Annotated in this window: 16 protein-coding genes and 1 pseudogene; 14 read left to right on the top strand and 3 right to left on the bottom strand. The window is 72.4% G+C overall.

From position 1 onward, the window contains the following. Positions 1 to 26: 26 nt before the first annotated feature. The 6 genes and pseudogenes from BMZ30_RS09220 to BMZ30_RS09195 all read left to right on the top strand — a co-directional run bounded on the left by BMZ30_RS09220 (position 27) and on the right by BMZ30_RS09195 (position 8,969). Positions 27 to 1,628 (top strand): methyl-accepting chemotaxis protein, encoded by a 1,602-nt coding sequence (locus tag BMZ30_RS09220; RefSeq protein ID WP_229828752.1) that lies wholly within the window; start codon positions 27 to 29, stop codon positions 1,626 to 1,628. Positions 1,629 to 2,155: 527 nt separating this feature from the next. Beyond that, positions 2,156 to 2,875, top strand: a pseudogene (locus tag BMZ30_RS14040) (methyl-accepting chemotaxis protein); the annotation flags it as partial. A 1-nt stretch (position 2,876) separates the two neighbouring features. Then, a complete protein-coding gene (locus BMZ30_RS09210; protein WP_093377752.1) occupies positions 2,877 to 4,481 on the top strand; it encodes a methyl-accepting chemotaxis protein in 1,605 nt (534 codons plus the stop codon). A gap of 90 nt (positions 4,482 to 4,571) precedes the next feature. Beyond that, positions 4,572 to 5,657, top strand: a complete 1,086-nt coding sequence (locus BMZ30_RS09205; RefSeq protein WP_093377749.1) for a substrate-binding domain-containing protein — start codon at positions 4,572 to 4,574, stop codon at positions 5,655 to 5,657. Next, positions 5,657 to 7,246 (top strand): methyl-accepting chemotaxis protein, encoded by a 1,590-nt coding sequence (locus BMZ30_RS09200; RefSeq protein WP_093377747.1) that lies wholly within the window; start codon positions 5,657 to 5,659, stop codon positions 7,244 to 7,246. Before BMZ30_RS09205 ends, BMZ30_RS09200 begins: the two co-directional genes overlap by 1 nt. A 76-nt stretch (positions 7,247 to 7,322) precedes the next feature. Beyond that, positions 7,323 to 8,969: a methyl-accepting chemotaxis protein gene (locus BMZ30_RS09195; protein WP_093377744.1), complete on the top strand. Its 1,647-nt coding sequence runs from the start codon at positions 7,323 to 7,325 to the stop codon at positions 8,967 to 8,969. A 137-nt stretch (positions 8,970 to 9,106) separates the two neighbouring features. On the opposite strand, the gene BMZ30_RS09190 is transcribed toward BMZ30_RS09195, so the two are convergent. Genes BMZ30_RS09190 through BMZ30_RS09180 form a run of 3 tightly spaced genes read right to left on the bottom strand, consistent with a single transcriptional unit; the run spans position 9,107 to position 12,097 of the window. After that, entirely contained in the window at positions 9,107 to 10,234 is a 1,128-nt protein-coding gene (locus BMZ30_RS09190; RefSeq protein WP_093377742.1) for an N-acetylglucosamine-6-phosphate deacetylase, read from the bottom strand. Positions 10,235 to 10,236: 2 nt separating this feature from the next. Continuing rightward, a complete protein-coding gene (locus tag BMZ30_RS09185; RefSeq protein ID WP_093377739.1) occupies positions 10,237 to 11,385 on the bottom strand; it encodes a Gfo/Idh/MocA family protein in 1,149 nt (382 codons plus the stop codon). Position 11,386: 1 nt separating this feature from the next. After that, the gene (locus BMZ30_RS09180; RefSeq protein WP_229828758.1) at positions 11,387 to 12,097 is read right to left on the bottom strand and encodes a FadR/GntR family transcriptional regulator; all 711 of its coding nucleotides are present in this window, start codon (positions 12,095 to 12,097) and stop codon (positions 11,387 to 11,389) included. A gap of 113 nt (positions 12,098 to 12,210) precedes the next feature. On the opposite strand from BMZ30_RS09180, the gene BMZ30_RS09175 reads away from it, so the two are divergent. The 8 genes from BMZ30_RS09175 to nagB all read left to right on the top strand — a co-directional run bounded on the left by BMZ30_RS09175 (position 12,211) and on the right by nagB (position 21,339). Continuing rightward, positions 12,211 to 13,827 (top strand): ABC transporter substrate-binding protein, encoded by a 1,617-nt coding sequence (locus tag BMZ30_RS09175; RefSeq protein ID WP_229828762.1) that lies wholly within the window; start codon positions 12,211 to 12,213, stop codon positions 13,825 to 13,827. A gap of 117 nt (positions 13,828 to 13,944) precedes the next feature. Further along, positions 13,945 to 14,901 (top strand): ABC transporter permease, encoded by a 957-nt coding sequence (locus tag BMZ30_RS09170; RefSeq protein WP_093377731.1) that lies wholly within the window; start codon positions 13,945 to 13,947, stop codon positions 14,899 to 14,901. A gap of 1 nt (position 14,902) precedes the next feature. Further along, entirely contained in the window at positions 14,903 to 16,978 is a 2,076-nt protein-coding gene (locus tag BMZ30_RS09165) for a dipeptide/oligopeptide/nickel ABC transporter permease/ATP-binding protein (RefSeq protein ID WP_093377729.1), read from the top strand. Further along, positions 16,975 to 17,820 carry an ABC transporter ATP-binding protein gene (locus tag BMZ30_RS09160; RefSeq protein ID WP_093377726.1) on the top strand — a complete coding sequence of 282 codons (846 nt, stop codon included), beginning with the start codon at positions 16,975 to 16,977 and terminating at the stop codon, positions 17,818 to 17,820. The genes BMZ30_RS09165 and BMZ30_RS09160 overlap by 4 nt, the downstream gene beginning before the upstream one ends. A gap of 36 nt (positions 17,821 to 17,856) precedes the next feature. After that, the gene (locus BMZ30_RS09155) at positions 17,857 to 18,807 is read left to right on the top strand and encodes a dihydrodipicolinate synthase family protein (protein ID WP_093377724.1); all 951 of its coding nucleotides are present in this window, start codon (positions 17,857 to 17,859) and stop codon (positions 18,805 to 18,807) included. A 44-nt stretch (positions 18,808 to 18,851) separates the two neighbouring features. Further along, on the top strand, positions 18,852 to 19,835 hold the full coding sequence (locus BMZ30_RS09150) for an ROK family protein (RefSeq protein WP_093377721.1): 984 nt from the start codon (positions 18,852 to 18,854) through the stop codon (positions 19,833 to 19,835). Continuing rightward, positions 19,832 to 20,557 (top strand): N-acetylmannosamine-6-phosphate 2-epimerase, encoded by a 726-nt coding sequence (locus BMZ30_RS09145; RefSeq protein ID WP_093377719.1) that lies wholly within the window; start codon positions 19,832 to 19,834, stop codon positions 20,555 to 20,557. The genes BMZ30_RS09150 and BMZ30_RS09145 overlap by 4 nt, the downstream gene beginning before the upstream one ends. Beyond that, positions 20,557 to 21,339 carry a glucosamine-6-phosphate deaminase gene (gene nagB / locus BMZ30_RS09140; protein ID WP_093377716.1) on the top strand — a complete coding sequence of 261 codons (783 nt, stop codon included), beginning with the start codon at positions 20,557 to 20,559 and terminating at the stop codon, positions 21,337 to 21,339. The genes BMZ30_RS09145 and nagB overlap by 1 nt, the downstream gene beginning before the upstream one ends. The last annotated feature ends 121 nt before the right edge of the window (positions 21,340 to 21,460 follow it).

Here is a 21,460-nt window from a genome sequence, read left to right as displayed (position 1 = left end):
GCCGTACTCGTCGAAGGAGACGACAGATGGCTGTGCGACTCCCGGTCCTGCGCGGCCGGACCGTCACCCTCGGCAAGCGCCTGGCCCTGATGATCGGCGTGGGCGCGCTGACCGCCGTGCTCGTCGGCGGTGTTGCCGTCGGCCTGATGAACCAGCTGAGCGCCAAGGCGCGGGTGGTGCACGACGTCTCGGAGGACCTGCAGCTCCCGCTCGGCGAGCTCGTCGAGGCGCAGCTCGAGGGCCGGCTCGCGGTGGCCCAGATCGCTGCGGCGACCGACCAGAACTCGAAGGACATGTGGGCGGGGCGGCTGGCGGAGAGCGACGCCGAGGTCGACGCGCTGCTCGCACACGTCGGGACCTTCGTCGGCCAGCTGATCCCGTACGAGCAGCTGGTGATGAACACCGGCTCGTACCGTTCCGTGCGCGACGAGAAGATGATCCCGATCGCGATGGAGTCCGGCAACGGCTCCAACTACTCGCTCTTCCTCAAGAGCACGCTGCAGCCGGCGATCGACCAGTACCTCGCGGACATCGACGCGCTGCAGGCCGATGCGCAGGCGTACGCGGCCTCGGCGCTCGACGAGGCCGACGCCGCCGCGCGCCAGGGCATGATCGTCACCCTGGTCGTGCTGCTCGCGGGCATCACCGCCGCGGTCCTCCTGGGCGCCCAGGTCTCACGCCGGATCAAGCGTTCGGTCGCGGGCCTGCAGGGCTCGCTCAACGCCATGGCGGGCGGCGACCTCACGCAGGACGCCCCGCTGTACTCGCGCGACGAGCTCGCCCAGGCGGGCGAGGCCCTCAACACGGCGCGTGTCGCGCTCGCGGAGATGCTCGCGGGCGTCTCGGCGAGCTCGACGACGGTCGCCGGCACCGCGGACCAGCTGGCGTCGTCGGGGGAGCGGGTCGCGTCCGGCACCGAGGAGACCAGCGCCCAGGCGGGCGTGGTCGCCGCCGCCGCGGAGCAGGTCTCGCGCAACGTGCAGACGGCCGCCGCCGGCGCGGAGCAGATGGGTGCCTCGATCCGCGAGATCGCGCAGAACGCGGCGCAGGCCGCGCGGGTCGCCTCGCAGGCCACCGGTGTCGCGGCGTCCACGAGCGAGACGGTCGCCCGGTTGGGCACGTCGAGCCAGGAGATCGGTGATGTGGTCAAGGCGATCACGTCGATCGCGGAGCAGACGAACCTGCTGGCCCTGAACGCCACGATCGAGGCCGCCCGCGCCGGCGAGGCGGGCAAGGGCTTCGCCGTCGTCGCCTCGGAGGTCAAGGACCTCGCGCAGGAGACCGCGCGGGCCACGGAGGACATCGCGCGCCGCGTGGAGGCCATCCAGGCCGACACCGCCGGGGCCGTGACCGCGATCAGCGAGATCAGCGCCATCATCGCCTCGATCAACGACTACCAGCTGACGATCGCCTCCGCGGTCGAGGAGCAGACCGCGACCACGAACGAGATGTCGCGCGCGGTGGCCGAGGCCGCCACGGGCTCCAACGAGATCGCGACCAACATCACGGGCGTCGCGAGCGTCGCCGCCCAGTCCAGCCGCACGGTCGCCGAGATGGGCGACTCCGTCGCCGAGCTCGCACGCCTGTCCGCCGACCTGCGCACGCGGGTCGACGCCTTCACCTTCTAGCAGCTGAACCACTTAGCAGAACGAGGCATCCCATGGCTCACATGACCACCCCAACCACCGCCACCGCGCCCACCGTGCGCAAGGCCAGCATCGCCGGCCGCAACTGGCAGAACGTAGCGACGCCGTCGCTCGCGATGCTCGCCGTCTACATCCTGGGTGTGGTCGCACTCTCCGGCGTCGCCAAGGCCGACGTGCCCGACGACGTCGCCGCGGACGCGCGCTCGATGATCTGGATCATGACGGCCCTCATCGTCGTCGCGTTCTTCATCGGCCTGGTGATCGCCAAGCGCAACGGCAACGCGATGCGCCGCGCGATCACCGCCCTCAACGTCTCGCTCGAGGCGATGTCGCGTGCCGACCTCTCGGTCGAGGCGCCCGTGTACTCCGGCGACGAGCTCGGCCGTGCGGCCGCCGACCTGAACAAGGCGCGCGGAGCGCTCGCCGAGATGTTCGGTGCGCTCACCGCGACGACCGGCGCGATCAGCGTCTCGGCCGGCGAGCTCGCCGGGTCGAACGGCGAGGTCAGCGCGAGCGCGGACGAGACCAGCGCGCAGGCTGGCGTGGTGGCCGCCGCGGCGGAGCAGGTGTCGCGCAACGTGCAGACGGCGGCCGCCGGCGCGGAGCAGATGGGCGCCTCGATCCGGGAGATCGCCCAGAACGCGGCCGAGGCCGCCCGGGTGGCCGCGCAGGCCACGGGCGTCGCGCAGAGCACGAGCGACACGGTGGCGCGCCTGGGGACCTCCAGCCAGGAGATCGGCACGGTCGTCAAGGCGATCACGAGCATCGCGGAGCAGACGAACCTGCTGGCCCTGAACGCCACGATCGAGGCCGCCCGGGCCGGCGAGGCGGGCAAGGGCTTCGCCGTCGTCGCCTCGGAGGTCAAGGACCTCGCGCAGGAGACCGCGCGGGCCACGGAGGACATCGCGCGCCGCGTGGAGGCCATCCAGGCCGACACCGCGGGCGCCGTCTCCGCGATCAGCGAGATCAGCGAGATCATCGCCTCGATCAACGACTACCAGCTGACGATCGCCTCGGCGGTCGAGGAGCAGACGGCCACGACCAACGAGATGTCGCGCTCCGTGGCCGAGGCCGCGACCGGCACCGGCGAGATCGCCACGAACATCACCGGCGTCGCCGAGGCCGCGAGCAAGTCCACCGAGACGGTGACGCAGATGGGCGGCGCGGTGCACGAGCTGTCCCGCCTCGCCGAGGACCTGCGGGTCCGCGTCGCGCAGTTCACGATCTGACATGCTCGCTCACCGCAGCATCGGCGTCCGCCTCGGCCTGGCGTTCGCGCTCGTGAACGTCCTGGTGCTCGCCTCCGGCGGGATCGGGATCCTCGCCGTGCAGCAGCAGGCGCACTTGTCCGACCAGGTGCGCCTGACGTCCGGGGTGCTGCGTGACGCGGAGGCCGCGCGCTTCCAGATTGCCGACATGACGCGCTGGCAGTCGCTGGTGGTGGCCGACGGCGCGGTGAACGGCAAGGACGCGGCCCTCGACGGGCAGAACCGCAAGACGTTCGTCGCGCGCAAGAAGGAGGTGCTCGCCTGGCTCGAGGGGGTGGACATGTCCCGGATGACGGCCGACGAGGCTGCGATGTTCGCGACGATGAAGGCCGAGTGGGACAACTTCTACAAGTGGGACTCCGGCGTCGTCGCCTGGCTCGTGCTGGGCTCCGCCAGCTCGTATGCCGAGGCGCTCGAGTCGCTGAACAGCGGTCCGGCCAGCCAGGCGTACCGCACGATCTCGAGCCTGGCCGACCAGCTCCAGGACTCGGCCGAGCAGCGGTCGCTCGACCTGCTGGCCGAGCAGGAGCAGGCCCAGGGCACGGCGCGCGTGATGCTGCTCGTCGCCGCGGTCCTGGCGACGATCGCGGCCGCGCTGCTGGCCGTCGCCGTGACGCGGTCGGTGGTCCGCCCGCTCACCAGGATTCGCGACGTCGCTGACGCGATCGTCGCGCACGACCTCACGAGGGAGACCGGCATGACGACGCGCGACGAGCTGGGGCGGACGGGAGCCGCGGTGGACCAGGCCGCGCAGACGCTGCGCGAGCTGGTCGGCGCCGTGCGGCGCTCGGCCGCGGTGGTGAGCGAGTCTGCCGACCAGCTGGGCGAGATCAACGCGTCCGTGGCGCAGGCGGCCCGCGGCACCAGCGAGCAGGCGGTCGTCGTCGCCGACGCCGCCGAGCAGCTCTCCCACAACGTCGCCTCCGCCGCGGCGGGAGCCGAGGAGATGGGCAGCTCGATCCGAGAGATCTCCCGCAGCGCCGCGGAGGCGTCCGGGGTGGCCGAGTCCGCCGTGCAGTTCTCCGAGACGACTGCGCAGACGGTCCGGGCGCTCGGCGCGGCGAGCGAGGAGATCGGCGACGTCGTGAAGGTGATCACCGCGATCTCCGCGCAGACCAACCTGCTCGCCCTCAACGCGACGATCGAGGCGGCGCGCGCGGGGGAGGCGGGCCGCGGGTTCGCCGTCGTGGCGACCGAGGTCAAGGAGCTCGCCGCGGAGTCGGGCCGGGCGGCCGAGGAGATCACCGTCCGGATCGCCGAGGTGCAGTCCCGGACCGGGGCTGCCGTCGCAGCGATCGCGGAGATCGCGACCATCATCGGCTCGATCAGCGACTTCCAGGCGACGATCGCCGCGGCGGTCGAGGAGCAGACGGCGACCACGGGCGAGATGTCCCGCTCGGTGACGCTCGCCGCGTCCGGCTCGGGGGAGATCGCGCACGGCATCTCGAGCGTGGCCGCCGCCGCGGGCAGCTCGGACGAGACGGTCGCCGCGATGGGCGGCACGGTGGCCGACCTCGCTCGGCTGGCGACGCAGCTGCGTGACGAGGTCGATGCCTACCGGGTGTAGCGGACCGGGACCGCAGTCCTACTGAACCGCAGGATCCTGCCGATAGGACGAGGGACAGGATGTCACCTCACCACGTCAGGACGACCAACGATGAGACGCACGTACCTCGGCGCTGCCCTGGCGGCAGCGCTCGTGCTCCCGCTCGCGGCATGCACCGCGGACGCACCCACCAGCCGGGTGGGCGTGTTCATGCCGACCGACGCGGAAGAGGCGTGGGTGGTGCGGGGCAACGCGCTCAAGACGCAGCTGGAGCTGCTCGACCACGAGGTCGAGCTGTACTTCGCGCAGGACGACGTCGCCACGCAGGTCTCGCAGCTCGACGCCGAGCTCGCCGCGGGCGCGGACCTCCTCATCGTCGGCTCGATCGACGGCTCCGCGCTCGGGGCGCCGCTGGCGACCGCCGCGGCCGACGGCGTGCCGGTCATCGCCTACGACCGGCTCATCACGGGCACCGCGGACATCGACTACTACGCGACCTTCGACAACCAGAAGGTCGGGCTGCAGCAGGGCACGAGCCTGCTGCAGGGGCTCGGGGTGCTCGACGAGCTCGGGCAGCCCACAGGCGTCGCCGGGCCGTTCTCGATCGAGGTCTTCGCCGGCTCGCCGGACGACAACAACGCGTCCCTGTTCTTCGAGGGCGCGATGAGCGTCCTGGAGCCGTACCTGAGCGACGGGACCCTCGTCGTCGGCTCGGGTGAGACGGCGTTCGAGACGGTCGCCACCCCCGGCTGGGACGGCGAGACCGCCGGCGCCCGCATGGAAGAGCTGCTGAGCAAGCACTACGGTGCGGGCACGCGGGTCGACGCCGTGCTCTCTCCCAACGACACGCTCGCCGAGAACATCCTCGCCAAGGCCGAGGCCGCCGGGTACGGCACCGACGCCCAGCCGTGGCCCGTCGTCACCGGCCAGGACGCCCAGCTCGGCGCCGCGCGCCTGATCCGCGACGGCGCGCAGACCTCCACGATCTTCAAGGACTCGGCGCTCCTCGCCGAGGTCGTCGTGACCATGGGCGACGCGCTCCTCAAGGGCCACGAGCCCGAGACGAACGACGTCGTGACCTACGACAACGGCGCCAAGGTCGTCGCGACCTACGTGCTGCCGCCCGTGCTCGTCACCCAGGACAACTACGAGGCCCTGCTGCTCGACTCGGGCTTCCTCGACAAGGCGGAACTCTGATGAACACCTCCTGGTTCTGGAACCGCCCCGTCGGCGTGAAGATCCTGGCCGCGGCCTTCGTGCTCCTCGGCGTCTTCGCCCTCGTCGGCGGGTCGGGTGCCGTCGCGCTGGTGCGCGCCGAGTCGAACATGAAGGAGCTCAACGTCCTCACGGGCGAACTCAAGACGAGTCTCGGCGACCTCCGCGCCGCCGTCGAGACCAGCAACCTGCTGGTGCGCCGCGCCGCGGGAGCGACCGACGAGGGTGCGCGCGCGCAGTACCTGACGTCGTCGGACTGGAACGACCGCGACGTCGCCCGGCTGATCGAGTCGGTGAGCAGCTACGGGCAGTCGGACACCCAGCAGTGGCGTGACTTCGTCGCCCGCTGGAACGCCTGGACGACCTACCGTGACGCCGTCCTGCGCCCGCTCGCCGAGGCGGGCGACGCCGTCGGCGTCGAGGCTGCCATGGGTGCGGACGTCGCGGCCGACCCGGACCGCACCGGGCGGGCCCTCGTGCTCGCCCAGGCGCAGATCGACGTGCAGGTCGGCCAGCTGCTCGCCGCCGCCCAGCAGGAGATCCGCACCATGATCGTCGTGCTGGCGGTCGGCTTCGTGGTCGGCACCGCGGTCTCGCTCGCCCTGACCGGGCTCGTGGTGCGCCGCATCACCCGCGACGTCGCGGCCGTCCGGACCTCGCTCGAGGTCCTCGCGACCGGCGACCTCACGCACGACGTCACCGCGTCCAGCGAGGACGAGCTCGGCCAGATGGCGCACGCGTACAACACGGCCCAGGAGCAGCTGCGTGACGTGCTCACCCACGTCGTCGAGAACGCTCGCGTGGTTGCCGCGTCGGCGGAGCAGCTCTCCGGCGCCAACACCCACGTGTCCTCCGTAGCCGAGGAGACCTCCGCCCAGGCGGGCGTCGTCGCCGCGGCTGCGGAGGAGGTCTCGCGCAACGTGCAGTCCGCCGCCGCCGGTGCGGAGGAGATGGGCGCGTCGATCCGCGAGATCGCGCAGAACGCGGCCGAGGCCGCCCGCGTCGCGGCGCAGGCCGTGCAGATCTCGGGGGCGACGGCGGTCACGATCGGCGCGCTCGGGGCGTCCAGCCAGGAGATCGGCAACGTCGTCAAGGCGATCACGTCGATCGCCGAGCAGACGAACCTGCTGGCGCTGAACGCGACCATCGAGGCGGCGCGCGCCGGCGAGGCCGGCAAGGGCTTCGCGGTCGTCGCGTCCGAGGTCAAGGACCTCGCGGGTGAGTCCGCCCGGGCCGCGGAGGACATCGCTCGCCGGATCGCCGACGTGCAGTCCCAGACGGCGTCCGCCGTGCACGCGATCGAGCAGATCACCGAGGTCATCTCCTCGATCAACGACTTCCAGATGACGATCGCCTCGGCGGTCGAGGAGCAGACGGCGACCACCAACGAGATGTCCCGCTCCGTGGCCCAGGCCGCGGACGGCTCGGGCGACATCGCCACCAACATCACCGGCGTCGCCGAGTCCGCCCAGTCCTCGAGCGCCACCGTCACGCAGATGAGCGACGCCGTCGCCGAGCTCGTGGCCGTGGCCGACGGCCTGCGCCAGAAGGTCTCGACCTTCACGATCTGAGCCCGCCGACGCCGTCGGCGCGCGACCGTACCCACCCACCGCACCGCCCACTCGCACCAGGAAGGAGGCGACGACCATGAGCACCTCGGCCGTTGCTACACCCGTCACCACAGCCGACACCACCCAGGCCGCCCCGCGGCGCAAGCTCCGCGACCTCGGGGTCCGCACCAAGATCCTCGGCGTCGTCGCCCTCTTCGCCGTCGCCGCGATCAGCAGCGGCGTCGTCGCGGGTGCCGGCATCAAGAACCTGACCGACGACGTCGGGTCGCTCACCACCGTGCAGACGGCGGTCCTCTCGCCGCTGCAGACCGTGCACCAGGGCCAGCTCAAGGCGCGCATGATCGTCGGGCAGGCGGCGGCCGCCCCGAGCGCGTCGGCCAAGGAGGCGTGGCTCGCCGACCAGGTCGAGAACGACGCCGAGATCGACGGGGCGATCACCGCGCTGGAGGCGGCGGCCGCCGGGCTGACCCCGCAGGAGTGGTACGTGTTCCTCGAGGGCTGGACCGCCTGGAAGGACGTGCGCGACAACCAGCTCGTGCCTGCGATCCTCGCGGACGACCGCGCGACCTACGCGTCGGTCTTCACCGAGCAGGCGGAGCCGCTCAAGGACACCTACGTCGACGCGCTCGACGCGACGAAGGCGCTGCTGGACGCGTATTCGGAGGGGATCGCGGCGGACGCCGAGGCGTCGGGCGAGCAGTCGTTCCTCACCCTCGTCGTGGTGCTCCTGGCGGCCGTGCTCGTCGCGACGTGGCTCGGGTTCGTCGTCGCGGGCGGCATCCGGCGCTCGGTCGACGCCGTGCGCGCGTCGCTCGGCGCGATGGCCGGCGGCGACCTGACCGTCACCGCGACCGTGGCGAGCAACGACGAGATCGGGCAGATGGCGCGCGACCTCACGACGGCGCAGACCGCGCTGCGCACGACCCTGTCCGACCTCGGCGACCGTGCGACCGAGCTGGACACCACGAGCCAGGACATGATGGCCGGCGCCGGCCAGGTGACCGCAGCGACCGGCGAGCAGTCTGAGCAGATCGCGTCGGTCGCGGCCTCGGCGGAGCAGGTGTCGCGCAACGTGCAGACGACCGCCGCCGGTGCGGAGCAGATGGGTGCCTCGATCCGGGAGATCGCCCAGAACGCGGCTGAGGCGGCCCGGGTCGCCTCACAGGCCACCGGCGTGGCGCACAGCACGAGCGAGACGGTTGCCCGGTTGGGTACGTCGAGCCAGGAGATCGGTGACGTGGTCAAAGCGATCACGAGCATCGCGGAGCAGACGAACCTGCTGGCTCTGAACGCGACGATCGAGGCCGCCCGGGCCGGCGAGGCGGGCAAGGGCTTCGCCGTCGTCGCGTCCGAGGTCAAGGACCTCGCGCAGGAGACCGCGCGGGCGACCGAGGACATCGCGCGCCGGGTGGAGGCGATCCAGGCGGACACCGCCGGGGCGGTCTCGGCGATCGACGAGATCAGCCAGATCATCGCCTCGATCAACGACTACCAGCTCACGATCGCCTCCGCGGTCGAGGAGCAGACCGCCACGACCAACGAGATGTCCCGCTCGGTCTCGGAGGCTGCGACGGGTTCGAGCGACATCGCCGGCAGCGTGCAGACGGTCGCCCAGACGTCGGAGGAGACCACCACGGTCATCCACCAGATGTCTGAGCGCACCGCGGACCTCGCGGCCATGGCGACCCGCCTGCGCGCCGACGTCTCCCGCTTCACCTACTGACCCGGCCCCCCGCCACACCCGCCGAGTCCGCCGAGTCCGATAGTTCTGCCCCCACTCCGACGGGACCTCCTGTCGGAGTCGGGTCCGGACTATCGGACTCGGCGGCGTTGTGCGGCCCGGCGCGGCCGGGCGCGGGGTCAGGGGGTGCGGAGCCAGGTGCCGGCGCGCATGACGGCCGTGACGGCCAGGTCGTCCGTGAGGGCCAGCAGGTCCGCGCGCAGGCCCGGCGTGAGCCGTCCGACGCCGCCCGGCCCGCCGAGGTCGAACACGTCGGCGGGCGTCGCGGTCGCCGCGACGAGGGCGTGCTCGAGCGGGCAGCCGGACTCGACCATCACCTGCACGGCCCGGTGCAGCGTCAGCGTCGAGCCGGCGATGGACCCGTTCGAGGCGAGCCGCGGGACCCCGTCGGTGACGATGACCTCGAGCTCACCGAGCAGGTACTGCCCGTCCGGGGCCAGCGCCGCGGCGATCGCGTCGGTCACGAGCACGAACCCGCCGACGGCGGCCCGGGACGCCAGGTCGAGCACGAGCGGGTGCACGTGCGCGCCGTCGGCCACGAGCTCGACGGTGACGCGCGGGTCGTCCAGCACGGTCGGCACGGGGCCGGGGGCGCGGTGGTGGATGGGGCGCATCGCGTTGAACAGGTGCGTGACCATGCGGGACCCGGCGTCGACGGCGTCGGCCACGACGGTCTCGTCCGCGTCCGTGTGCCCGACGGCGGCCTGCACCCCCTGGGCGGTCAGGCGGCGGACCGCCTCGATCCCGCCCTCGAGCTCGGGCGCGAGCGTGACCATCCGCACCGTCCCGCGGCCGGCCGCGATCAGCGGGTCCGTGCGCTCGGCGAGCGGGGCCTCAAGCAGCGCAGGGTCGTGCGCGCCGCAGAACGCGGGGCTCAACCACGGGCCCTCGAGGTGGGTGCCGGCGATCTCGCCGGCGTCGGTGAGCGACGCGAGGAACGCCACCTGGGTGAGCAGCACCTCGTGGGGCGCGGTGACCAGGCTGGCGATCGTCGTCGTCGTCCCGTGCCGGCGGTGCGCGTCGAGCGCGAGGCGGGCCTCGGCCGGGTCCGTGGTCGCGAAGGAGCCGCCACCCCCGCCGTGGCAGTGCACGTCGACCAGCCCGGGCGACAGCACGCTCACCAGCACGTCCGGCGCGTCGGGAGCGTCCCCGCGCCCGACGTCGGCGATCAGCTCCCCGTCCAGGCGCACCCAGCCGGGGGCGAGCGTGCCGTCGTCGTGCAGCATGCGGTCGGCCTGGACGAGCATGGTCAGTCCTCTCGGGCGGGGGGTGCGGCGTCGGGGACCTCGCTGACCGAGACCTTGCGGTCCTCGGCGAGCGAGCGGGTGAGGGCCTCGGCCGTGGCGATCGAGGCGCGGGCGGCGTGCCCGTCGGTCAGTCCGGCGAGCAGGGGGTCGGGCTCGCGCTCGCCGCGCAGCAGGGCGTGCAGGTAGGCGACCTCGCGCTCCATGATGCCGATCAGCCAGCCCGGCGGGCGCATGGCGGGGTTGCCGTAGTCCACCCCGCCGCCCGAGCGGGAGGCCGCGTACTCGACGCGGCGCTCGGCGTCCTCGGCGTCGGAGCGGTGCAGGGGGAACCGGGTGACGCCGTCGGGCGTGCGGACCTCGACGCCCACCTCCTGGAAGTCGATGCGGACCGTGCCCCGCGTGCCGAACAGCTCGACGTAGTGCTCCGGGCGGCGGTACGCCGAGCCCCACTCGAGGTGGGAGAACCGGCCCGGCCCGTGCTCGAGCGTGGCGAGCAGCAGGTCGTCCTCGTCGGCGGCGGTGCCCTGGTGGGCGACGTTGCCGCCGGCCATCACGACGCGCTCGGCTGGCCCGAGGAGCAGCTGGACGACGTCGAGCTCGTGGATGTGGTGGAACAGGTGGCCGCCGGAGCGGGCGCGCTGGCGCTTCCACGACGGCGTGCCGGGGGACTCGTGCTCCTCGTCGACCCAGCCGGTGCGGGCGGCGCGCGCGAGCAGGACGTCGCCGATCCCGCCCGCGGCGATGAGCTCAGCCGTCCGCCGCACGCCGTCCATGAAGTGCATGACGTGGCCGGCCATGAAGACCACGCCGGCCTCGGCGCACGCGGTGACCATGGCGTCGGCGTCCGCGTAGCTCAGGGCGACGGGCTTCTCGCAGAACACGTGCTTGCCGTGGCGCGCGGCGAGCAGCGCGGGCTCGAGGTGGACGTCGTTGGGCGAGGCGATGACGACGACGTCGACGTCGTCGCGTGCGACGAGCTCCGCGACGGAGCCGACGACGTCGCACCCGACCTCGGCAGCGAGCGCCGGGGCGTCCTCGGGCGAGCACACGGCGGCGACGTGCGCGGTGGGCAGGGCGTGGATGATCCGGGCGAGCTCGGCGCCGAAGTAGCCGGCCCCGATGATGCCGTAACCAAGAGTCTTGTGTGTCATGTCAGTTCGCGTGATCCAGAGCGCGCTGCAGCGGCTCGTAGTGCTTGATGACGGCTTCGCGGTAGGCCGCGACGTCGCCACCCTCGGCCGCGGCGAGCATGTCGCCGTGCGCCTTGGAGGTCTGGCGCAGGTCCTCGGGGAGGGCGAGCCCGAGCCGGGGGAGCACCGCGGTGTGGATGTCCCAGAAGGCTCCGACTAGCTGGCCCGCGAGCTGGTTGTCGATCGACTCGAGCAGCATGGTGTGGAAGTGGCGGTCGGCGTCGAGGAACGTCTCGCCGTGGTCGGCGTGCGTGAGCATCTCGTCGACGAGCGCGCGCAGCTCGGGGTGGGTCTCGCCGGCGGCGGCGGCGACCACCTTCTCCGCGACGGCGAGGTCGAGCGCCATGCGGACCTCGACGACCTCGCGCAGCGCGCGCAGGTTGTCACCGGGGGACAGGACGCCGCGGAACACGAGCGCCTGGACCATCGGGTCGAGGGACATCTGCCCCACGAAGGTGCCGTGGCCGTGGCGCACCTCGACGATGTCGAGGGTCGCGAGCGTGCGGACGGCCTCGCGCACCGACGAGCGCGAGACGCCGAGGGTCTCGCACAGGACGGACTCCGTGGGGAGCGCGTCGCCGGGCCGCAGACCCCGGGAGAGGATCAGCTCACGGATCTGGTCCGCCACCGTCGACCGGCGCATCGGGGGTGAGGTCGGGACAGTCCTGGTCATGTCGCTCTCCAAGTCACGGTCGAAACGTATCGGTACGGCGGGGTCTTTGCATCAACGCGTCTGTGGGTTATATTACATCAGACATCTGATGTTCCACGGGATGGAGTCCAATGATGAACAGCACCACCCGGAAGACAAGCACGGGCCGCCGCCTCGGCGCGCTCGTCGCCGGCACCACCGTCACCGCGCTCGCGCTGACCGCCTGCGGCGGTTCGTCCGACCCCGACACCAGCACGACGGCCCCCGGAGGCACCGCTGCCTCCGGTGAGGTCGACCCCAACGCGATCATCGAGGCGGGTATCTCCTACTCGCTCGGTGGCAGCTTCGACCCGGCCCTCGCCTCCGGCGCCGTGACCCTCGCAGCAAACTGGCACACCATGGAAGGGCTGACGGAGCTCGACCCCGTCACCCGCGAGGTCTACCCCGGCCTCGGCGCCGCGCTCCCCACGGCGGTCGACGAGACCACCTTCGAGGTGGACCTGCGCGACGGCGCCGTTTTCCACGACGGCAGCGCCGTCACAGCCGACGACGTCGTGTTCAGCTTCGAGCGCGTGATGGACCCCGAGACGGGTTCGCTGTTCGCGTCGTTCGTCGACTTCATCGACACGGTCGAGGCCGTCGACGAGGACACGGTGCGCATCACGACCGAGTTCCCGTTCTCCCTCGTCAACGAGCGTCTCTCGACCGTGAAGATCGTGCCCCAGGCGATCGTCGAGGCGGACCCCGAGGCGTTCGGCGCCCTGCCGACCGGCTCGGGCCCGTACAAGATCACCTCGGCTGTCGCTGAGGACTCGCTGACGTTCGAGCGCTTCGACGACTACACGGGCACCCGTCCGGCCCAGGCCGCGGGCATGAAGTGGAACCTCCTGAGCGACTCGGCCGCGCGCGTCACGGCGATGAGCTCCGGCACGATCCACGCGATGGAGGACGTCCCGTACATCGACGTCCCCTCCCTCGAGGGCCAGGTGAAGGTCGAGTCCGCACAGTCGTTCGGGCTGCTGTTCGCCATGTTCAACACGGACAAGGCGCCGTTCGACGACGTCCGCGTCCGCCAGGCGTTCCTCTACGCGCTCGACATGGACAAGCTCATCGAGACGGGCTTGCTCGGCAACGCCGAGGCTGCGACGTCGTTCCTGCAGCAGACGCACCCGAACTTCAACGAGGCGTCCACGGTCTACAGCTACGACCCCGAGAAGGCGAAGGCGCTCCTCAAGGAGGCCGGGCACGACTCGCTCGACATCACGCTGATGACCACGGACACGGGCTGGGTCCAGGCCGTCGCTCCGCTGATCAAGGAGTCCCTGGACGGCGTGGGCATCAACACCACGCTGGACATCGGGCAGTCGTCCGGGCAGTACACCAAGGTGGACGCCGGCGACATGGAGGTCATGATCGCTCCCGGAGACCCGTCGGTCTTCGGTAACGACCCTGACCTGCTGATGCGCTGGTGGTACGGCGACAACGTGTGGCCGGAGAGCCGCTTCCGCTGGAGCGACACCCCGGAGTACGCGGAGCTCGTCTCGATCATGGACGAGGCCGTCCGTCTCACCGACGACGCGCAGCAGGAGAAGTGGAACGAGGCGTTCGACCTCCTCTCGGAGGAAGTGCCGCTCTACCCGCTCTTCCACCGCCAGCTGCCCACCGCGTGGGACGACACCCAGCTCGTCGGGTTCAAGCCCGTCGCGATGACCGGCCTGTCCTTCCTGGACGTCGGCGTGGCGAACAGCTGATCCTGACGACACAGACTGGCGGGGCCCCGGGCTCCCCCTCCCGGGGCCCCGCCAACCTATCCGCTCGACGGCGAGCACCCGCACGCGTGAGCCGTCTGCTTCAAGAGAGGTCGCGACGTGTCCAAGGCACTCCGACTGGTCGGGCGCCGGCTGCTCCAGCTGCCCCTGATGGTCCTCGGCATCACCTTGCTCGTCTTCGTGGTGATGTCCTTCTCCAAGATCGACGCCGCGTTCAACGCGCTGGGTGAGGGGTCCTCCGTCGAGGCCCGCCAGGCCTACCGCGAGGCCAACGGTCTGGACGACCCCCTGCTGCTCCGCTACGTGCGGTTCCTCGGCGGGCTCGTCCAGGGTGACCTCGGCACCTTCTCGTCTCGCCAGCAGCCCGTCGTCGACGAGGTCGCGCGAGCCTTCCCCATCACGCTCCAGCTGACCTTCCTGGGTCTCGCCTTCGCCGTCGTCGGCGCGCTCCTGCTGGGCATCATCGCCGCCGTCTACCGCGACCGCTGGCCCGACCAGCTGATCCGCCTCGTCTCCGTGACCGCCCTGTCGACCCCGTCGTTCTGGCTCGCGGTCCTGCTCATCCAGGGCGTGACGCTCGGCCTGGGACTGCTCCCGGCCTCCGGGCAGCTACCCGAGTTCGGCAACGATCCCGGCGGCTGGCTGGCACGCATGGCACTACCGGCGTTCGCGCTCGGCGTGCCGGTCGTCGGTCAGCTGTCCCGCGTGGTCCGCGCCGCCGTCGTCGAAGAGCTCGACCGCGACTACGTGCGCACCGCGCTCGGTGCGGGCATCCCCCGCACGGTCGTCGTCGCCCGCAACGTTCTCCGCAACGCGCTGATCACGCCCGTCACCGTCCTGGGCCTGCGGATCGGCTACCTCATGGGTGGCGCCGTCGTGATCGAGATCATCTTCGCCCTTCCCGGGATGGGCACGCTCATCCTCAACGGGATCACCAACAACGAGCCCAACCTCGTGCAGGGAGTCACCCTGACGGTCGCGCTGGCCTTCGTGGTCATCAACATCGTGGTCGACCTCCTGTACGTGCTCATCAACCCACGGATCAGGTCGGTGTGACATGCGACGCAAGCTGACCGAACGACTCAGCGCGCCGGGCCGGCGCCTCGGCGCCCTGCCCCTCGGTTCCAAAATCGCCCTGGGATTCGTCCTGCTGGTGGTGTTCATGGCGGTCTTCGCGCCGCTCGTCTCGCAGTTCGACCCGCTCGCCTCGGGTCCGCCCGTGCAGGCTCCCGACGCGGAGCACTGGTTCGGCACGGACCGCCAGGGCCGGGACATCTTCTCCCGCATGGCCTACGGCGCGCGCTACTCGCTCGTGATCGGGCTCGCGGCGACGGGCATCGCGCTCGCGGTCGCGGCCGTGCTCGGGTCGGTGGCCGCCACGGCCCACAAGTGGGTGGCCGAGGCACTGATGCGCGTGCTCGACATCATCATGTCGTTCCCCGGCATCGCCCTCGCGGCCGTGTTCGTCGCGGTGTTCGGCCAGTCCCTCCCGGTGCTGGTCCTGACGATCGCCTTCCTGTACGTGCCGCAGCTGACGCGCGTCGTCCGCGCGAACATCATCGACCAGTACGGCGAGGACTACGTCGCGGCGACCCGGGTCATGGGCGCGTCGACCACGTGGATCATCGTCAAGCACGTCGCCCGCAACTGCCTCGCCCCCGTGCTCGTCTTCGCGACGGTGCTCGTCGCCGACGCGATCGTGTTCGAGGCGTCGCTGTCCTTCATCCAGGCGGGTGTGCCGGCGCCAGAGGCGTCCTGGGGCAACATCATCGCCGCGGGCCGCGACCTCGTGATGGCCGGGTACTGGTGGGCGACGTTCTTCCCGGGCGCCGCGATCACCCTGACCGTGCTCGCCCTGAACGTCTTGTCCGAGGGCATGACGGACGCGATGGTTGCGCCCCGTCCGCGCAAGGTCACCGGCTCCCTGGCCGACGACGCTCGTGCGCAGACCACGATCGCCGCGGCCCAGCTGTCGGCGGTCGAGGGCGGCACGACGAGCGAGGTCGCGACCGCGGCCAACGTCGACCCGACGGCGGAGCTCGATGCCGCCGCCGCGGTGCGGACCGCCCAGGCGAGCCAGCTCGCAGGGCTCGAGGAGCGCCTGAGCGCGCTGCGGATGCGTGAGCTGACCCGGACGGACCGGCTCGTGCTGCCGACCGACCTGCAGACCGCGGAGCCGTTGCTCGACGTGCGCGACCTGTCGATCTCCTTCCCCCGCCACGGCGACGTCAAGGTCGTAGACGGCGTGAGCTTCACGGTGCGCCCGTCGGAGACGATGGCGCTCGTCGGGGAGTCCGGGTGCGGGAAGTCGATCACGTCGCTCGCGATCATGGGTCTGCTGGACCCGCGCGCGCACATCACGGGCGAGATCCGCTACGAGGGCCGCGACCTGCTGGCCATGTCGAAGCGGGAGCGCACGGCGCTGCTCGGCGGCGGCATGTCGATGATCTACCAGGACGCCCTGAGCTCGCTGAACCCCGCCATGCTGATCAGCGCGCAGATGCGACAGCTCACCAAGCGCGGAGGCACGCGGACGGCCGAGGACCTCCTCGAGCTGGTCGGGCTCGACCCGGCGCGCACGCTCAAGTCCTACCCGCACGAGCTCTCGGGCGGCCAGCGCCAGCGCGTGCTGATCGCGATGGCGCTCACCCGGGACCCGCGTCTGGTGATCGCCGACGAGCCGACGACGGCGCTCGACGTCACCGTCCAGGCCCAGGTGATCGAGCTGCTCAACCGCCTGCGCGAGGAGCTCGGGTTCGCGATGCTGTTCGTGTCGCACGACCTCGCGCTCGTCGCGGAGCTCGCGCACCGGGTGACGGTCATGTACGCCGGGCAGGTGGTCGAGCAGGCCCGGACGTCCGAGCTGCTCACCCAGCCCGTGCACGAGTACACCCGCGGGCTGCTGGGGGCCGTGCTCTCGATCGAGCAGGGCGCCGACCGCCTGCACCAGATCCCCGGCACCGTGCCCTCCCCGCGGGACTTCCCCGCGGGCGACAGGTTCGCGCCGCGGTCGTCCGACCCGGAGCGCAACGCGGGCGTCGCCCCGGTGCGCCGGCAGATCCCGGGCACCGAGCACTTCTACGCCGCGCACCCGGACGACGCTCCGGTCGCACCGATCGGAGCGGGACGATGAGCCAGACCCCCACCCTCGGGCACACGAAGCACGACGGCGCCCCCGTCGTCGAGCTGCGCAACATCGAGGTCACCTACAAGGCGCGCTCGTCGACCCTGTTCAATCCGCAGCTCGTCCGGGCGGTCGACGACGTGTCGATGACCGTGCGGCGCGGGCAGACCCTCGGCATCGTGGGCGAGTCCGGCTCGGGCAAGTCCACGACCGCGAAGGTCCTCACCGGCCTGGAGAAGCCCACCGCCGGGGAGATCTGGTTCGGCGGGGAGGAGGTCACGAGCTTCACGCGCTCGGTGCGCAAGCGGCTCGGGCGCATCGTGTCCGTCGTGTTCCAGGACCCGGCGACCGCGCTCAACGCCCGCATGCTCGTGCGGGACGCGCTGATCGACCCGCTCGAGGTGCACAAGATCGGCACCCGGGCGGAGCGGGAGGCGAAGGTCGAGCGGCTGATCGGGCTCGTGGGCCTGCCGGCCTCCGCGCTCGACGCGCTGCCGAGCCAGCTCTCCGGTGGCCAGCGCCAGCGCGTGGCGATCGCCCGGGCCCTCGCCCTGGACCCGCAGATCATCGTGGCGGACGAGCCGACGTCGGCGCTCGACGTCTCCGTGCGCGCGCAGATCCTCAACCTGCTCACCGACCTCAAGAACGAGCTCGGCCTGGGCATGGTCTTCATCTCCCACGACATCCAGACGGTGCGCTACGTCTCGGACGAGATCGCCGTGATGAGCAAGGGGAAGGTCGTCGAGCTCGGCCCCGCGGCTCAGGTCTTCGACGACCCCCAGCACCCCTACACCCGCACCCTCCTCGGTGCCGCGCCGTCGCTGATGGCCGAGCACACCCCTGCCGGCTGAGCCGGCACCCACACCCCCCTTTTGGACGGAGAAATCATGACCACCCCCTCGGGTGCCCTCGCACCCCGCTTCACCGGCATCATCCCGCCGGTCGCCACGCCGCTGAACGCCGACGGCACGGTCGACCACGCCTCGCTCGAGCGTCTGGTGGAGCACCTCGTCTCCGCGGGCGTCCACGGCCTGTTCGCCCTGGGCTCCACGGGCGAGACGGCCTACCTCACGGACGACGAGCGCGTCGCAGTTGTGCACACCATCGCCTCGGCGAACGCCGGTCGCGTCCCGATCATCGCGGGCTCGATCGACCTGACGAGCGCGCGGATCCTCGCGGGCGCGCAGCGGCTCGTCGCCGCCGGCGCGGACGCGATCGTCACGACGGCCGCCGTGTACGCGATCAACGACGCGACGGAGACCGCCGACCACTTCCGGCGCATCGCGGCGGGCATCGACGTGCCGCTGTACGCGTACGACGTCCCCGTGCGCGTGCACTCCAAGCTGTCGGCGGACCTCCTGGTCGCGCTCGGCGCCGAGGGCACGATCGCGGGCGTCAAGGACTCCTCGGGCGACGACGTCGGCTTCCGCCGCCTGCTCGCCGCCAACGCTGCGGCGGGCAACCCGCTGCAGGTGCTCACCGGGCACGAGGTCGTCGTCGACGCCATGCTGCTCGCCGGGGCCGACGGCGCCGTGCCGGGACTCGCGAACGTCGACGCCGCCGGGTACGTCCGGCTGTGGGACGCCGCGCAGGCCGGCGACTGGGCCACGGCCCGCCGCGAGCAGGAGCGCCTCAACGAGCTGTTCGAGATCGTGTTCCAGACCTCGGGCCGCAGCGGCGACGCCGCGGGCGTGGGCGCCTTCAAGGCCGCGATGGTCGCGCAGGGCCTGATCGAGCGCGCCACGATGGCGTACCCGCTGCAGGCGCTCGAGGGCGAGGCGGTCGAGCGCATCCGTGCGATCGTCGCGAACGTCGGCCTCGCCGGCGTGAGCGCCTGACCGACCGCCTGACCGACAGCACCACCGAAGGAGCGACCACCGCGATGGACCTCGTCCTTGCCCTCGACCTGGGCGGCACCAAGATCGCCGCCGCCCTGGTCGACCGGAACGGCCGCGTGGGCGAGGTCGTCGCGGTGCCCACCCCGGCGCTCGACGGCCCCGCCGCGATCGTCGCCGCCGCCACCGGCGCCCTGGGCGAGGTCCTCGCCCGGGGCTGGGACGGCAGCCCGGTCGCCGCGGCCGCGGGCGAGCACCGCGTGCGCGGCCTCGGCGTGGGCACGGCGGGCGTCGTCGACGTCGCCGCCGGCACGATCGTCTCGGCGACCGACACCCTCGCGGGCTGGACCGGGACGCCGTTGCGCGGCGACCTGGAGCGCGCGCTCGCCGCACTGACCGGCGCGCGCCTGCCCGTGCACGTGCTGAACGACGTCGACGCTCACGCGCTCGGCGAGGTCCGCCACGGGGCCGCCGCGGGGGCCGCCAGCGCGCTCGTCGTCGGCGTGGGCACCGGGATCGGTGCGGGCGTCGTCGTGCGCGGGGAGCTGCTGCGCGGCGCCCACCACGTCGCGGGCGAGATGGGGCACCTGCCGGTCGCCGGGGCCGACCACCTGCGCTGCCCGTGCGGGCGCTCCGGTCACCTCGAGGCGATCGGCTCCGGTGTCGGCATGTACCGCCACTACCTCTCCCTTGGGGGCGACCCCGAGGTGGGCGGAGGCCGTGGGGTCGCCGAGCGCGCGGCGGCGGGGGACCCCCTCGCCGGTCGTGCGTTGCGGGACTCGGCGGCAGCCGTCGGGCGCGGCATCGCGGCGGTGGTGACGGTGCTCGACCCTGGGCGCGTCGTCGTCACCGGCGGGGTGCCCGCCGCGGGGAGCGCCTGGTGGTCTGCCATGGACGAGGCGCTGCGCGGCCAGCTGATCGACATCCTCGCGAACGTCCCGGTCGTGTCGGGCAAGCTCGGCGGGACGGCCCCCCTCGCGGGCGCGGCCGCGGCCGTGCGCCAGCTGATCGACACCGAAGGAGCACCATGACCCACCCCGTCCTCGACGCGATCGCCGGCCGGCTTATCGTCTCTTGCCAGGCCTACCCGGGCGAGGCCATGAGGCACCCCGAGACCATGGCGCAGGTGGCCCAGGCCGCCGTCGTCGGGGGCGCGGCTGCGGTGCGGGTGCAGGGCATCGCCGACGTCGCCGCGACGGTCGTCGCGGTGGACGTCCCCGTCGTCGGGCTCTGGAAGGACGGGGCCGAAGGCGTGTTCATCACCCCGACCCTCGCCCACGCCCGGTCGGTCGCCGACGCGGGCGCGCACGTCGTCGCGCTCGACGGCACCCGCCGCCCGCGGCCCGACGGGCTCACCCTCGCCCAGACGATCGCGGGGCTGCGCGAGACGCACGACGTCCTCGTGATGGCGGACTGCGGGTCGCTCGCCGACGCCGTCGCCGCTCAGGAGGCCGGGGCGGACATCCTCGGCACCACGCTCGCGGGCTACTCGGGCGAGCGCCCGAAGCTTCCAGGACCGGACCTCGAGCTGATCGCCGAGATCGTCGCCGCGTGCGACCGGCCGGTCGTCGCCGAGGGTCGCATCCACACCCCCGCCCAGGCCGCGGCCGCACGCGCGGCGGGTGCGTACGCCGTCTGCGTCGGCACCGCGATCACCCACCCGAGCACCATCACCGGGTGGTTCACGTCGGCGCTCGCGGACGCGGTGCCGACCGCTGGCGTCCCCGCCGCCCCCACCACGAAGGAGGCCTGATGGAGGTCGTGATCCAGCCCGTCGAGGTGCTGGCACAGCTGGCCGCGAACGCGATCGAGCGCGTGCTGCAGGAGCGGCCGACGCCGGTGCTCGGCCTCGCGACCGGGTCGAGCCCGCTGCCGATCTACGACGAGCTCGCGCGCCGGCATGCCGACCGCGGCCTGTCCTTCGCCCGTGCGCGCGGCTTCACGCTCGACGAGTACGTCGGCCTGCCGGCGGACCACCCCGAGAGCTACCGGTCCGTGATCGACCGCGAGCTGGTCTCCCGCGTCGACTTCGCGCCCGGCGCCGTCCAGGGGCCCGACGGCGCCGCGGACGACCTCCGGGCGGCGTGCGCCGCGTACGAGGAGGCCATCGCCGCAGCCGGGGGAGTGGAGCTGCAGATCCTCGGCATCGGCACCGACGGGCACATCGCCTTCAACGAGCCGGGGTCCTCGCTCGCGTCCCGGACGCGCATCAAGACCCTCACGGACCAGACGCGGGCGGACAACGCGCGGTTCTTCGACGGCGACCTCGAGGCCGTGCCGCGGCACTGCCTCACCCAGGGGCTCGGCACGATCATGAGCGCCCGGCACCTGGTGCTGATCGCGACGGGCACCGGGAAGGCCGAGGCCGTGCACCAGCTGGTCGAGGGGCCGGTGAGCGCCCTGTGGCCGGCGACGATCATGCAGCACCACCCGCACGCCACGGTCCTGGTCGACGACGCCGCCGCGAGCCGCCTGCAGCTGGGCGACTACTTCCGCACGGTCTACGCCAACAAGCCGGCCTGGCAGATCCCCTAGCCCGACCGAGTGCCCCAGAGCCCGGGTGCGGTCGGGCGGATACAGCGCTCACATGTCGCTGAGCGGGGCCGATAGATAGAGCCGAGGGGCCGGACGGCGGCCCCTCGGCTGTGTCCTTCGG

Origin of the sequence: Flavimobilis marinus, from assembly GCF_900113055.1 — a bacterium.
GTDB classification, from domain to species: Bacteria; Actinomycetota; Actinomycetes; order Actinomycetales; family Cellulomonadaceae; genus Flavimobilis; species Flavimobilis marinus.
The sequence above is the reverse complement of the archived record's forward strand: the minus strand, read 5'-3'. Positions and strand labels throughout refer to the sequence as shown.